The sequence below is a fragment of the Chryseobacterium sp. IT-36CA2 genome, assembly GCF_949767875.1.
Classification (GTDB): domain Bacteria; phylum Bacteroidota; class Bacteroidia; order Flavobacteriales; family Weeksellaceae; genus Chryseobacterium.
In genome coordinates, this window is sequence record NZ_CATKPG010000020.1 from 107,238 (window position 1) to 121,409 (window position 14,172).

Genomic DNA, 14,172 nt, shown 5'->3' on the forward strand with positions numbered 1-14,172 from the left:
CATTTTTGTGTCTTGTCCTTCTATTATCTATCTATTGTCTATTTGTCTATCTAAAGTAGCTCAAAAATAGAAGCTGCTCCTTGACCTGTTCCCACGCACATAGAAACCATTCCGTACTTGTTGCCACGTCTTCTCATTTCATCAAGAAGCTGAACGGTAAGCTTTGTTCCTGTACATCCAAGCGGGTGTCCAAGGGCGATAGCTCCTCCGTTTACATTTAAAATATCAGGATTTAAACCTAATTCTTTTTTGATAGCAACAGATTGAGATGCAAAAGCTTCGTTAAGCTCGATCAAGTCAATATCTTTTAATTCTAAACCTGCCTGTTTCAATGCCTTTGGAATAGCATAGATGGGACCCATTCCCATAATTCTTGGCTCCAATCCGGCAGCAGCATAAGCAACTAATCTTGCTTCAGGCTCCAGTCCTAATTCTTTTACCATTTCCTCACTCATTACCATTACGAAAGCTGCTCCATCACTCATTTGAGAAGAGTTTCCGGCAGTTACACTTCCTCCGTTGGCAAATACAGGTCTTAATTTTGCTAAACCAGCTAAAGAAGTGTCTGCTCTAGGCCCTTCGTCTACTGAGAAATCAAACTTTTTAGTCTGCATTTTCTGATTTTCGTCCAGGAAATTATATTCTACAGGAATCGAAACAATCTGGTTGGCAAATTTTCCTTCCTGATTAGCTTTTAAAGCCTTCATATGAGATTCAAAAGCAAACTGATCCTGTTCCTCTCTGGTAATATTATATTGTTTTGCAACTTCTTCCGCAGTATATCCCATTCCCCAGTAGTAATCAGGGTTTGTTTTTGCAATATCCGTTTCAGGAACCGGTTTATAACCTCCCATTGGAATGTAAGACATAGATTCTGTACCACCCGCAATGATACAGTCTGCCATACCAGCCTGGATTTTTGCAGAAGCAATAGCAATTGCCTCACTTCCTGAAGCACAGTATCTGTTTACAGTTACTCCCGGAACTTTATCAGTATTTAATCCCATCAAAGAGATCAGACGTGCAACGTTCAGTCCTTGTTCAGCTTCCGGCATTGCATTTCCTACGATAAGGTCGTCAATTCTGTTTTTATCTAATTGTGGTAGCTCAGCCATTAATTTTTCAATAACGGTAGCCGCCATTACATCAGGTCTTGTAAATCTTAAACTTCCTTTTGGAGCTTTTCCAACGGCAGTTCTGAAACCTTTTACTATATATGCTGTTTTCATTTTTTTTGTTTAATTAAATTGTTTTAAGAATTTTTTGCCTCGTAGAGGTAAACTGTTCATAGATGTTTGTTGATGCTTTTTTGTGGAGCTCCGTAGGAGCGACCTGTTAATCATTAATCCATTCAAATAAATATTTTGGATCATATTCTATCTCAAATTTTGACATAAAATCCAGATATTCTTCTCTAAAAGTTTTCTTTTTATGATGTTCTTCCTGATTTAAAATATATTTTACAACGGAATCAACACTGCTTTTAGAATAAGAAAAAGCTCCATACCCTTCCTGCCAATTAAATTTTCCATTGATCCATCCTTTTTCATTAATGAATTTTGAAGAACCCGCTTTAATATCTCTTACTAAATCTGAAACCGAAAGTGTTGGATTCATACTTACAAGAATATGTACATGATCTGGCATTGCAAAAACTGCGAATAATTTTTGATTTCTATTGGAAACAATACCTGTAATAAACTGATGTAATTCTTCTCTGTTTTCTTTTGCAATCAGATTTTGTCTTCCTTTTACAGCGAAAACAATTTGAATATAAATCTGAGTGTAGGTATTTGCCATATTAACAGGTCGCCTCTACGAGGCTTTCCAACTTTTAAAATTATTCATGCTATTAACAGTTCGCTCCTACGGAGCTTCCCATTAGTTTCTCAAAGGTTTCCCATTTTGTAACATATATTGGATTCTCTCCAACGTTTTTCTTTCTCCGCAAAGTTGTAAGAAAGTTTCTCTTTCAAGGTTCAATAGATACTGTTCTGTTACAACTGTTGGTTCAGATAAGTTTCCGCCTACCATTACGTTGGCTAGTTTATCAGCAATTTTCTTATCATGTGCAGAGATGAAGTTTCCGGTTAGCATCTGGTCTGTTCCTACGTAGAACATTCCTAATGCATCTTTACCAAGAACTTTTACTTTTTGCTCGATTGGCTGAGTATATCCTTGTTCTGCTAATAGTTTTGCTACTTTTTTAGCTTCAGCAATCTGTCTGTTTTTGCTTACAGAAACAATGTCTTTCCCTTTTTCAAGGATTCCCATGTCGTAAGCTTCATAAGCAGAAGTAGCTACTTTACCCATTGCGATATTCATGAAAGCATCACGAAGTCTGTTATTTTTAACATCATCGCTGTGGAATTCTCTGGAAGTTCTTAAAGTCAATTCTTTAGTACCACCGCCACCAGGAATTACACCCACTCCGGTTTCTACAAGTCCGATATATGTTTCTGCGGCTGCAACCACTCGGTCTGCATGCATTGTCATTTCGCATCCTCCACCTAGAGTCATTCCGTGAGGAGCAACTACTACAGGAATGGAAGAGTAACGTACTCTCATCATTGATTTCTGGAAGTAAGCGATTGCCATATTCAAATCATCCCAATCCTGCTCAATAGCCATCATAAGAATCATAGCAAGGTTAGCTCCAACAGAGAAATTGGCTCCTTGGTTACCAACTACTAATCCATCGTATTCTTTTTCAGCTAAATCAATGGCTCTGTTTAATCCATCAAGAACTTCGCCTCCAAGAGAATTCATTTTAGAACGGATCTCGAAGTTGATGATACCATCTCCCAAATCTTCAATCGCAGCACCGGAATTACTCCAAAGCGTTTTATTTTTTCTGATATTATCTAAGATGATGAATGCATCCTGACCTGGGATTTTGTTGTATTCACCTGAATTTTTATCAACGTAGATGCTTTGACCTTCGTCATTCACTTTATAGAAAGTTTCTACATTTTTCACCCAGTCAGAAACCTCGTATCCTGCATCTTTTGCCAGTTCAATACCTTTTTGAACACCTACAGCATCCCAGATTTCAAATGGTCCGTTTTCCCATCCGAAACCGGCTCTCATAGCATCGTCTATTTTATAAACTTCGTCAGAGATTTCAGGAACTTTGTGAGAAACATAAGCGAATAATGCTCCTAATGATTTTCTGTATAATTCGCCAGCTTTATCTTTACCACCAATTAATACTTTGAATCTGTCAATTGGTTTATCTATAGCTTTTGTTAATTCCAGAGTAGGGAATGATGATTTTCCTTGAAGTTCATATTCTAAAGTATCAAGGTTTAATCCGTGAATTTCAGATTTTCCTTCTGCATTTTTCACTTTTTTATAGAAACCTTGTTCTGTTTTTGAACCTAACCATTTATTATCCATCATTTTCTGGATATAAGGAGGAAGGGCAAATACATCATTGAAGTCATTCGCTTCAGCACCGCTTTGGCGAACTCCGTTGGCTACCATTACCAAAGTATCAAGACCTACAACGTCAGCTGTTCTGAATGTAGCCGATTTTGGACGCCCGATTACCGGACCTGTTAATTTATCAACATCAGAAACGGTAAGTCCTAATTTCTGAACGTTGTGAAGAAGATCCATCATAGAGAATACACCAATTCTGTTAGCGATGAAAGCTGGAGTATCTTTAGCTAAAACAGTTGTTTTACCTAAGAATTTTGCTCCGTAATTCATATAGAAATCGATGATCTCAGGAGCTGTATCATTGGTTGGGATAATCTCTAAAAGAGGAAGGTATCTTACCGGGTTGAAGAAGTGCGTTCCTGCGAAGTATTTTTTGAAATCCTCACTTCTACCTTCTGTAAGGAAATGAATAGGAATACCGGATGTATTAGAAGAAATTAAGGTGCCCGGTTTTCTGAACTGTTCAATCTTTTCGTAAACTGATTTTTTGATGTCAAGTCTTTCTACTACTACTTCAATAATCCAGTCTGTATTTTTTATTTTCGGTAAATCATCATCGAAGTTTCCGATTTTGATTCTGTCCGCAAACTTTGGTGAATAAAGGAGTGCAGGACTTGCTTTTTTAAGTTTTTCAAAGTTTTCGGAAGCAATTCTGTTTCTTACTACCTTGTCATCTTTGGTCAAACCTTTTTTCTGTTCAGCTTCAGTAAGTTCAAAAGGAACAATATCCAAGAGTGATACTTCCACGCCGATGTTGGCGAAGTGAGCAGCGATACCACTTCCCATAATTCCTGAACCAAGAACCGTTACATGTTTGATTCTTCTTTTCATATGTAAATTTTTATTTTTTATAAGATTATATGAACCCGAAGGTGTCATCATAATTTATTTTCTGTTATTCAATAATTCGTTTGCAATTTTCATGATTTCGGTCATCACGTCTTTGAAAGCCTCCAGCTTTTCCGGAGCTATTTTCTCCATTACCTTCTTGTTGAAGTTCACAACGACTTCCTTAGACATGTTTCTGGAGTTTAATCCTTTATCTGTAAGCTTGATGATAACCTCTCTTTTATCAGTAGTGGTCTTTTCCTTATAGATGTATCCGTTGTCTTCCAGAAGTTTGATGATTCTCGTTAATGAAGTGGGTTCAATAGCCATCTTCGGACCAAGATTGGTACTTCGGGTTCCTTCTTTGGGATCAATTTTAAGAAGAGTGAGTGCCTGTACCGCTGTGGAATCATGTTCCTGGGCTAATTCTGTGTACATTTTAGAGACAGCCAACCAGGTCTGCTTTAAAATTAAATCTACGTTTTCTATTTTTTCCTTATTATTATCCATCATTTTTGCGCCAATGGTTTTACCCAAATTTAGTAAATATTATGCATGCATAGTATTTATTAACGTTAAATTTTGTTAATAGGCTGTAAATAAACGAATTAAATTATATGATTAGCATAATACTATGCATGCATAGTATATGAATTAATTAAAGAAAATCGTGTATTAATGAATGTTTGTAACTAAATTAATGATTTCTTCAAAAGATTCATATTGATAAGTGCTGGAATCTTTAGTAATTACCCAAAAAGTGTCCTGAAACTCAAAATTAAGCTCAGACAGGTCTTTTTGGAAGTTTTTTTGAAGCAGGGAATACAACATTTCTTTGTGAAATTGCGGTGCTGAGATAAAAGGTGGGATAAAAGTCTCGTTGATTTGAAATAACGAAGCATTGGTAAGTTCTTCATGCTGGAGCAAAATGTCCTCAACAATCCCTGAATACAGGTGATTTTCCTTTACGTACCATATCTTGTCTGCAAACTCTTTGGCCAATCGCCAGTCGTGGGAAGAAAACAAGATAAGTTTATTCTGTTCCTTGGCTAGCTTTCTTAAGGTTTTAAGGATTATGATTTTGTTTTTTTCATCCAGATGGGTCGTAGGCTCATCCAGAATGATAATAGGTGAATTTTGAGTAATAGCACGTCCAATAAATGCTTTCTGAAGGTTGCCGTCTGACAGGTTTTTTAAAAGGGTATACCTGTATTGTGTCAGATCCAGTTCCTTAATAATATGGGTAACTTCTTCACGATCTTCTTTTTTTAACTCAAAATAAAAAGGGTAGTAGATGTATTTTCCCAGAGAAATAAGGTCCTCAACCGTATAATGCTGCGGAATAACCGATTTGGAAAAGACAATAGCAATATTCTCTGCGATTTCTTTTACAGATAGATCTTTTACATTTTTTCCATTAATGGCAATTTCTCCTTTTAATAAAGGAATCTGATGCAGAATAGATTTGATTAATGTTGTTTTTCCTACACCATTATTGCCAATCAGCAGGCATACATCACCAAGTTTCAAATCTGCATTAGCATTGGAAATTAGTGTTGTATTGTAACCGATATTTGATTGTTTGATCTGTAGGTGCATAACTAAAATAAGAAAAGGGTTATAAATAACAGAAGAGGTAGGAAACTTAAAAATAAATATAAGAATTTATTTTTTTTGACTTTCCATAAAGTATAAACACCTAAGATAATAGAGCCCCAAAAGGCGGCAGGCAATGCAAACATAATCCACCAATTATGACCCCAATAGTAAACCCAATGTAACTTCTGAGTCATTCGAAACATTTTTGAATACTCCAGAAATGCCAGACTTACAACAAACAAAATGATGTGTACCATAATGAGTTGTTTAGGTGTTATTCTAATGTTCATTGTTTCGGTTATTGGTAGTTTAAACTTTATTCTGTTTCAAAAGCATCATCAGAATCACAGGAATTCCAAACACGGAGCTTATTACATTCAGAGGAATCTGTGTTTTCTCAGCAATCACCGAGAAAAATAACATAATTAGCATTCCCAGAAACATATTAAGAATCCATTGCTGCCATAATTTTGAAGGGTTATAAACGAGTCTGCAGAAGTGAGGAACAATAATTCCGATAAATAAAATAGGGCCTAAAAATGCCGTAACAGAAGCTGATAGGAGAGAAGATGCAACGATGATTAAAAGCTTCAGATTTTTCAGGTTAACGCCTAAACTTTGAGCGTAGGAATTACCCAGTGAGTTTCCAATAAGTGGTTTTATGGCTCTGAAACAGATAAACATACCTATTAAAACTAAAATAAACAGCACATAAATCTGATTTCTCGTAACCATATTATTCGCTCCAAAAGACCATAAAATATAGTTTTTGAGACTTTGATTTTCCGCATAAAACTGAAGAAGGGAAACTATTGCTCCCGCAAAAGCAGATACCAGAAACCCGAAAATAATAAGGTACGATTTGTCCTGGAATCTGTTTGACATCGAGAGAAGGATCAGCATCAACAGTAAGCTGCCCCCAATAGCCGATAAACTGAGAAAACTATTTTGTAAAAATTCAGGCAATAAAATATTGTGAGAAAAGAAAATGTAAAAGGCAACCGACAGACTTGCAACTGAAGTAATTCCCAATATATCAGGTCCTGCCAGAGGGTTTTGAAAATATTCCTGCATCAGAAAACCCGAAGTTGGAATTGAGATTCCAGCTAGCATCATTACCAAAACACGGTTGATACGGATCTCAGCAATTTGGCTATGAGCAGAATCATGAAAGAAATCCTGAAAACTTAAACTTAAAAATCCTGTGTTCAGATTAATGACAGCACTTAAAATAATTGCAATCACGAATAATAAACACAGGATTTTAAATCTTTTTGACATGATTCAGAAAGAGCTCAGTCTATTTTTATTGTAAGAAAGAATCGATTTTTGAATTCAAGACATCTTCCGTCATCATTCCCAGGTATTCATCGGTTTTATCTCCTTTTCTCATGAAAGTGAAAGGAATAGAACCGCCGTCCCATTGTTTGAAGTTATTATGGAAGAAGTTTTGATCTAATTTTTGTCCGTCCAGTAAAATAATACTGCCTCCCAGTTTATTTTCTGTAGCAAAATTTTTCACAGCACCAGCCCATTCTGCCTTATCATCAAGGTTTACGAAAGTGAATTTTACAGGTTTTCCCTTCAATTCTTCCATTTTACTTTTAAAACTTGGAATCTCTCTCATACATGGCCCACACCAGGTTGCAAAGAAATTGGTAACATATAAAGTGTCATTATTTTTTGCTAAATGCTGGCTCACGTTTTCAGGAGAAAGTTCTTTAGGAAGAACTGTACTACCTTCAGATTCTGTAGTTTGAGATACAGAAACAGAGTCTGCCGCTGCCGTGTTTTCAGTTTTCTGACCTTCTTTTTTACAGCTGTACAGTGCAGTAAGAAGTAACGTGGATAAAATTATCTTCTTCATAAATTATTTTTTATCTATTTTTGAATTGAAGTTATGGAACAACAAATCTATAAAGGGAAACTGATACAGTTTCATCCGTTAAAAATAGCGAAAAAGGAAGAGCTGACCAAAAATACTTTTTCTCTGGAGTTTGATATTCCTGAGAATTTAAAGGAAAATTTCAGGTTTGAAGCAGGGCAGTTCGTCAGTATACGATTTCAATCACATGGGAAAGAGGTTATTAATGATTATTCAATGACTTCGGCTCCTTATGAGGGGAAAATAGGCTTGGGAATAAAAGTTAATTCCCCTGATGGAGCAACTTCTCAGTTATTTCAAAACTATAATGAAGGTGATGTTCTGTGGGTGGGTGAGCCTGCGGGAAGATTTACCATTGTGTCTAAACCCAGTGAATTCAGGACTATTGTGGCCTTTGCTGCTGGAATAGGGATTACACCTATTTTGAGCCACTTCAAAAATATTCTTCACAACGAACCCCGAACCCGGCTGTTTTTATTCTTTGGAAATAAAAGCTCGGATGAGCTTGTTTATCGCGAACAGCTGGATAATCTTGCCAGAACTTATGGTGACAGACTACAGATATTTTATTTTTTTTCACAGGAAAAAACAGCAGACCAGTTTTTTTACGGCAGACTGGATGAAAAGAAATTAGCTCTTATTATCAATCAGATCCTTCATCTGGATGATACGGATGAAGAGTCTACCATTTGGGATGCTGTAGACGAAGTGCTGATCTGTGGAAAAGGAGAGATGATTAAAACATTGGCTAATGCGTGCTATCACCATGGAATCCCCAAAAAGAATATTCATTTTGAACTTTTTGAAGAATTTAATGATGATATTTATCCTATAGAAAAAGAATTTCCTCTGATTGAAAATATTGATGTGGAATTTACCATGTTGGGAAAAAAATATACTACCCAGCTTGCTGATAATAAGGATAAATTGCTACAACAGCTTCTTATCCAGAAATTTCCGGTTCCTTATTCATGTAAGTCAGGGATTTGTGGAAGCTGCGAATGTTCTTTAGAGGAAGGCGAAGTAGAACTGCTGGAGAATGAGTATCTTACAGAAAAAGAAGAATCACAAGGACATATATTGGCTTGCATGTCTATTGTGAAAAGTAAAAAAATAAAGCTTAACTTTGATCTTAGTTGAGAATTATACGGAACATATTTAACCTGGGCTTTATATCATTGGAATTGGGAATTCTGATGATATGCTTCTGTAATGTGTGGGTTTTCGGGCTTACTAACGGAAGAACGTATACCAAAATCTCAAAAATTCCACCAAGGGAAATTGCATTGGTTCTGGGAACATCTCCGAAAATGAGATCCGGAAAATCAAATCCTTATTTCACCAAAAGAATGGATGCTGCGGCTCTTCTTTACCATCATGGAAAAATCAAGAAAATTATAGTAAGCGGGGAGAAGAGTAAAGGCTACAATGAACCTGCAGCAATGAAAAACTATCTGATCAATCAGGAAGGTGTTCCGGAAGATATTATTGTGGAAGATCCTAAAGGCTTCAACACCTATAAAAGTATTCTCCGCTGTAAAGATGTTTACAAAAAGAAAAATGTCATTATTGTATCCCAGGGATTTCACAATCTGAGAGCACTTTTTTTTGCAAGAAACAATGATATGAATGCATTAGGATTTGATGCACAGGATGTCTCAAAACCAGAAAGTTTCTACAGAAACCAGACGAGGGAAATCCTCGCCCGGGTAATTGCTGTAGTATATTTTATTTTAGGCGTTTCTCCGGATTAGAAAGGATATCCGAACGCGATATTAACCGTAGGTTTGAAAGGCTGAATATATTTGACTCTCCATCGGTCACCATCAGGTTTATTCGGGTCGTAGATCTTATAAGCAAGGTCAATTCTGGCTGTTATATAGGCAATATTTAATCTTAATCCGAATCCGCTACCGATACCTACCTGTTTCAGGAATTTATTGAACTTAAACTCATCTCCATATCCATCGTTGTAATTACGAAGACTCCACGTATTTCCGATATCAGTAAATAAAGCTCCTTCATAGGTTTTATTGAATGGGATACGGTATTCAATATTGGTGGTAAGTTTTAAGTTGTCTGTCATATAAGTACGTACCCTTTCGTCTACCTGAGAATCTGCAGGACCTAATCCTCCAAATGCTACCCAGGCTCTGATATCATTGGAACCTCCATTGAAATAAGACTTGATAATAGGCATATCCTGAGAGTTTCCATACGGAATTCCAACCCCAATAAATTGACGTAAAACCAATGTCTGGTTTCCATTGAACCTGAAATATTTTCTGGCATCAATATCAAATTTGACAAACTGTGCATAAGGTAACCCGAAAATAGTTTTTTGAGGGCTGGTGACAACTCCTCCGTCATTATCTTTTTTGTTGAATAAGCTTAGAATGTTACCAGCTAACTCAACTTTTCCGTTGAAGTAAAATGCATTAGGATATTCTTTTTTTCCAATTTCGCTGTATACAAAGTTGTAAATCATGGAAGAAATAAGAACGTCCTGTGTTTGTCTGTCTTTATTCACCAAAGTTCCTGTGAAGGCTGTTAAAAGATCAGTTCCCTGTTGATTAAGACTTCCACGATAAGCATCGTTCTCAATAATCTTTTTTGAAACCTCATCTACAGTAAGTTTTCCATCCCTGTAATCTTTTCCGGTTTGTTGAGTTTCCGGGTTAAACATAAAATAATTCCCGAAAACTTCATCTTTTACCTTTCCGTCATTCACAAAGTAATCATAGTAAGCATCTTTATTTTTTGTCAGGCTGACCTGTGTGTTGAATAAAGTAAGTTTATGATATACCTGATCATTTACACTGGCTTGATAGTTTAATCCGGTATTGAAAATAAGTCTTCCCAAACCGATGTTGTTTTGTATAGACGCTCCTAACAGGATAGAAGATGTAGGGGTGTATCGTTTTGGAATAAGTTTATAATAATTAAAAGGAAGTAAAAGTCTAGGGAAATTCAAGGATGCCTGAGCTGATATTTCGTAAGCGGCAACTCTTTTATCAATATCCTTTGTACTTCTGATAGATCCAAACGTTCCTGAAAGGCTTGTAGAAAGGTTTTCTGCCCCTCTGAAAACATTTCGGGTAGTAAGATCTACAGAAGGAGAGATTCCCAGATTGAGAAGCTGAGAATAATTAATATCTGTTCCCAGTTTAAACTCATATTTTGGAAGTGGCTTTAATACATACAAAACATCTACAATACTGTCATTAGGAGAAGTGATTCCGCCTTGTCTCAGAGAGTCTCTTGCTTTGACGATACTGAAATTGTTCATCGCCAGAATATTTCTCTTGGTTAAGTCTAGTTTGCTTTGGTCAAAAACCTTTTTACTATCAGGAATAATTGCTCGCCATATGGATGGAAGCTTATATTTATTATTCATAGTATGGAATCTGATTCTCCTTAGGCTGTCTTTCTTTGTATTTTTAGGATAATCACTAGGTTCATCCACAATGGCAACATCTATATTTCCAAAGGTTGAAATTTTATAAGGCGTATCCAAAGAATCTTTATGAATTTCAAGAGTTAAAGGAACCTGTTTTCTGCTTTTAAGAGAATCTGCCACAAAATAAACCTCATCATTCAAAGCATTGAACCTGTAGAACCCAAATTCTCTCATTTGTTCTGTAATTCTGGTTACTTCTCTTTCCAGAACAGTCTGATCAAGAATCTGTCCCGATCTCACAAGACTTTTATTCAGGAAAGAATTGTAATAACCTTTAATTCCCTGATCCGGAATATTGTAAAAATAATCCTTGATGCGGGTAGGTTCGTTGTGCTTAATAGAATAGCTTACAGCAGCTTTTTTAGAGGCAGAATCCAATGTATGCTTAAACGTTACATCAGCATCCCAGTATCCTCTGTAGGTAAGTCTTTTCTTAATAGATTCAGCACTTTTTTCACTTCTCGTTTGATCAAGAATTACCGGTGCTGTTCCCCAATTATGCAATAAACGGTCAAAAAGCAGGCTTTTTCCTACACTGCTTTTCATATTATATTTAAGGAATAAAGAGTCTCTCAGTTTCTGATTTCTCATTTCACCCGGATAGGTCATATACTCGTTAAGTATCGTATCATATTTCGTATCAGCCATATTGTACAGAAGTAAACTTAATGGCATGAAAAGAAATTGCTTTTTATTGGGCTTTTGCTGAATATAATCTTTCAGTTCTTCATCGAAAAATTCTCTCTTATCCTCGAACCCTAAAGTGTTCTTGGTAAGCAGGTATTCGCCTTCAGGAACTTTTTTTGTCGTACTACAAGCATAAAGGAGACCAACAAATGTTGCAAATGAGATAATTTTATAATATTTTTGAGGAGAATTCTTATAATGCTTACAGCTCATACAATAAAAGTTTTACAATCTTTAGATAAAAAGAAGTTCAGACAAAAATACAATTTGTTTTTGGTTGAAGGTAATAAAATCATTTGTGAACTTTCTAATTCTAACATTAAAGTTAAAGAAATATTCTCAACCGATCCACAAAAATTGGACCGGACTGATATTCCTGTTACCCATATCTCTGAAAATGAATTAAAAAAAATTAGTTTTCTTAAAACTCCAAAAGATTCTGTAGCGGTATGTTATCTTGCCGAAGAAGAAAAATGGGAAGATAAGAGGATACAGTTGGTTTTGGATGGAATACAGGATCCGGGAAATTTGGGAACGATTATCCGATTGGCAGACTGGTTTGGAATTGAACAGATTATTTGCAGTGAAGATACCGTGGATGTTTATAACCCAAAAGTGATTCAGGCGACAATGGGTTCCTTTACCAGAGTGAATGTGGTTTATACTGATCTTGTGGAGTATCTTTCTGCAACAGAAAATATAAATATAGGAACGGATATGGAAGGGGAGAACATTTATACTTTTGAGAAGCCGGAAAAGATCAATCTTATTTTAGGAAACGAAGGAAACGGCATGAGACCGGAAACTGAAAAGCTTTTACAAAAAAGTATCAGCATTCCTAGGTTTGGAAAATCTCAGTCTACAGAAAGCCTGAATGTATCAATGGCTGCAGGGATTATTTTAGGACAGTTATTTTCAAAATAGAAAATTAGAAACTAGAGGTTAGAATTATTGTAAAATATTACTGAATATGATCTAGCGTCTAGTTTCTAATATTTTATTTCTATATCAATTGTTCCAAACTTGAAACACTTTTGTTTTTCTGATATACTTCCATCTTTTTTCTTACATATTTCAATGCAATAGGAGCAAGATAGATCAATGCTGCACCAATAAGTTTTTTCTTCCAGTTGGAGCTTTTCATATTCTTTTTAGCGTAGTTTCCTACGATAGCTGTAACGCCAAGTTTAACGAGACTGTCTGTAATATTTCCTCCTTTGAAAGCAGAACTGGCAAGTCCTACAGCTGTATTTTTGTTGATCAGAAGGTCTTTCACCTCTGAAGTAAGCTGTTTGGCAATGACATCTTTTCTAAGGACTACTTTTTCATCGCCATCTTCATCTATCTTTTCCTGAAGATACTGATCACTTAAACCATTGGTAAAGGCACTTAAGCTTTCTTTCGTATTTTTGAAGGTAAGAAGATTTTCAAGATCACTTATTTCACCCTGAAGCAGTTTTTTCTTTCTTCTTAATTCTTCTATGCTCTCGTATTTTCTGCCCATAGTTTAATGATTTAAAAATTTAATAACCTGATCTGCAACAGTATTGACAATCTTATTTTTGAAGGCGATGACGAATGCCATTACCAGTGCATAAAATGCAGCCACAATTAAGAACCCGTAAGAGTAATTATCCAGAGCTTTACCAATAAGGAAAGCAATTCCAAAATTGAAAAGGATAATAAAAAAAGCAAAAGCAACAAGCAGTACTACAAAGTAAGTAATGAGCCCGGCAGAAAGAGACGACTTTTCAGTCGCTTCAATTTTCAGAAGATCTATTCTCTTGGAGGCGTATTCTTTAATAGTTTCTATCATTGTTTTTTTTTAAAGTTACAAAAAAAGGAACTTTTGCACAAAAGTTCCTTTCTGTAATTTACTTAAAAAAGATAAATTACTTATTTTTTAAGATCATTCAGTTCCGTTTCTACATCTTTTGCCAAATCTGCAGTTTTAGAAACAATCTGATCTTTGTATTTATCATATCCGTCTTTCACAGTATGTGCTACGCTGCTTGCCGTTTCTTTGAAAGTAGAAGAAATATTGCCATATTGGTCTTTTACTTTTTCAGAAACCTCTCCGTATTTATTTTTAGCCTGATCTTTAAGATCATTTGCTTTAGTTTTGATTTTTTTTCTGGTTTCTTTACCTTCTTCCGGTGCATATAGCATTCCTAAGATTACACCTGCTGCAGCACCTGCAAGAAGTCCTGCCAATATACCTGCTGTATTATTTCCTTTTCTAGACATTTTAAGTTTTTTAATAATTAAT

14 protein-coding genes are annotated in these 14,172 nt (G+C 35.7%); 3 read left to right on the forward strand and 11 right to left on the reverse strand.

The features are described from left to right. Positions 1 to 50: 50 nt before the first annotated feature. The 7 genes from ACM6F9_RS07860 to ACM6F9_RS07890 all read right to left on the reverse strand — a co-directional run bounded on the left by ACM6F9_RS07860 (position 51) and on the right by ACM6F9_RS07890 (position 7,738). Positions 51 to 1,229 carry a thiolase family protein gene (locus ACM6F9_RS07860; protein WP_121487666.1) on the reverse strand — a complete coding sequence of 393 codons (1,179 nt, stop codon included), beginning with the start codon at positions 1,227 to 1,229 and terminating at the stop codon, positions 51 to 53. A gap of 106 nt (positions 1,230 to 1,335) precedes the next feature. Continuing rightward, the gene (gene tnpA / locus ACM6F9_RS07865; protein ID WP_414845198.1) at positions 1,336 to 1,800 is read right to left on the reverse strand and encodes an IS200/IS605 family transposase; all 465 of its coding nucleotides are present in this window, start codon (positions 1,798 to 1,800) and stop codon (positions 1,336 to 1,338) included. A gap of 81 nt (positions 1,801 to 1,881) precedes the next feature. Next, positions 1,882 to 4,275, reverse strand: coding sequence for a 3-hydroxyacyl-CoA dehydrogenase/enoyl-CoA hydratase family protein (locus ACM6F9_RS07870; RefSeq protein WP_414845199.1), 2,394 nt, complete (start codon positions 4,273 to 4,275; stop codon positions 1,882 to 1,884). 54 nt (positions 4,276 to 4,329) lie between these two features. Further along, positions 4,330 to 4,782: a MarR family winged helix-turn-helix transcriptional regulator gene (locus ACM6F9_RS07875; protein WP_105703816.1), complete on the reverse strand. Its 453-nt coding sequence runs from the start codon at positions 4,780 to 4,782 to the stop codon at positions 4,330 to 4,332. A gap of 165 nt (positions 4,783 to 4,947) precedes the next feature. Next, positions 4,948 to 5,871, reverse strand: coding sequence for an ABC transporter ATP-binding protein (locus ACM6F9_RS07880; protein ID WP_414845200.1), 924 nt, complete (start codon positions 5,869 to 5,871; stop codon positions 4,948 to 4,950). Between the two features lie 309 nt (positions 5,872 to 6,180). Then, positions 6,181 to 7,152 (reverse strand): FecCD family ABC transporter permease, encoded by a 972-nt coding sequence (locus tag ACM6F9_RS07885; RefSeq protein WP_414845201.1) that lies wholly within the window; start codon positions 7,150 to 7,152, stop codon positions 6,181 to 6,183. A 25-nt stretch (positions 7,153 to 7,177) separates the two neighbouring features. Then, on the reverse strand, positions 7,178 to 7,738 hold the full coding sequence (locus ACM6F9_RS07890) for a TlpA family protein disulfide reductase (RefSeq protein WP_414845202.1): 561 nt from the start codon (positions 7,736 to 7,738) through the stop codon (positions 7,178 to 7,180). Positions 7,739 to 7,771: 33 nt separating this feature from the next. Between ACM6F9_RS07890 and ACM6F9_RS07895 the strand changes: the two genes are divergently transcribed. Together ACM6F9_RS07895 and ACM6F9_RS07900 are read left to right on the forward strand one after the other, a co-directional pair. Beyond that, a complete protein-coding gene (locus ACM6F9_RS07895) occupies positions 7,772 to 8,896 on the forward strand; it encodes a 2Fe-2S iron-sulfur cluster-binding protein (protein ID WP_414845203.1) in 1,125 nt (374 codons plus the stop codon). Between the two features lie 56 nt (positions 8,897 to 8,952). Beyond that, positions 8,953 to 9,510 carry a vancomycin high temperature exclusion protein gene (locus ACM6F9_RS07900; protein WP_410493421.1) on the forward strand — a complete coding sequence of 186 codons (558 nt, stop codon included), beginning with the start codon at positions 8,953 to 8,955 and terminating at the stop codon, positions 9,508 to 9,510. Here ACM6F9_RS07900 and ACM6F9_RS07905 read toward each other — a convergent pair. Beyond that, positions 9,507 to 12,116 carry a BamA/TamA family outer membrane protein gene (locus ACM6F9_RS07905; RefSeq protein WP_414845204.1) on the reverse strand — a complete coding sequence of 870 codons (2,610 nt, stop codon included), beginning with the start codon at positions 12,114 to 12,116 and terminating at the stop codon, positions 9,507 to 9,509. The two genes, ACM6F9_RS07900 and ACM6F9_RS07905, sit on opposite strands and share 4 nt — an antisense overlap. Between ACM6F9_RS07905 and ACM6F9_RS07910 the strand changes: the two genes are divergently transcribed. Next, entirely contained in the window at positions 12,102 to 12,827 is a 726-nt protein-coding gene (locus tag ACM6F9_RS07910) for a TrmH family RNA methyltransferase (RefSeq protein WP_414845205.1), read from the forward strand. The genes ACM6F9_RS07905 and ACM6F9_RS07910 overlap by 15 nt on opposite strands. A gap of 79 nt (positions 12,828 to 12,906) precedes the next feature. Here the strand turns inward: ACM6F9_RS07910 and ACM6F9_RS07915 are convergent, their stop codons facing one another. The 3 genes from ACM6F9_RS07915 to ACM6F9_RS07925 form a co-directional block, all read right to left on the reverse strand. Beyond that, positions 12,907 to 13,407 carry a phosphoribosyl-ATP pyrophosphatase gene (locus tag ACM6F9_RS07915; RefSeq protein ID WP_414845206.1) on the reverse strand — a complete coding sequence of 167 codons (501 nt, stop codon included), beginning with the start codon at positions 13,405 to 13,407 and terminating at the stop codon, positions 12,907 to 12,909. 3 nt (positions 13,408 to 13,410) lie between these two features. After that, the gene (locus tag ACM6F9_RS07920; protein WP_047496002.1) at positions 13,411 to 13,719 is read right to left on the reverse strand and encodes a phage holin family protein; all 309 of its coding nucleotides are present in this window, start codon (positions 13,717 to 13,719) and stop codon (positions 13,411 to 13,413) included. Between the two features lie 80 nt (positions 13,720 to 13,799). Continuing rightward, positions 13,800 to 14,150: a YtxH domain-containing protein gene (locus ACM6F9_RS07925; RefSeq protein WP_414845207.1), complete on the reverse strand. Its 351-nt coding sequence runs from the start codon at positions 14,148 to 14,150 to the stop codon at positions 13,800 to 13,802. Positions 14,151 to 14,172: the final 22 nt, after the last annotated feature.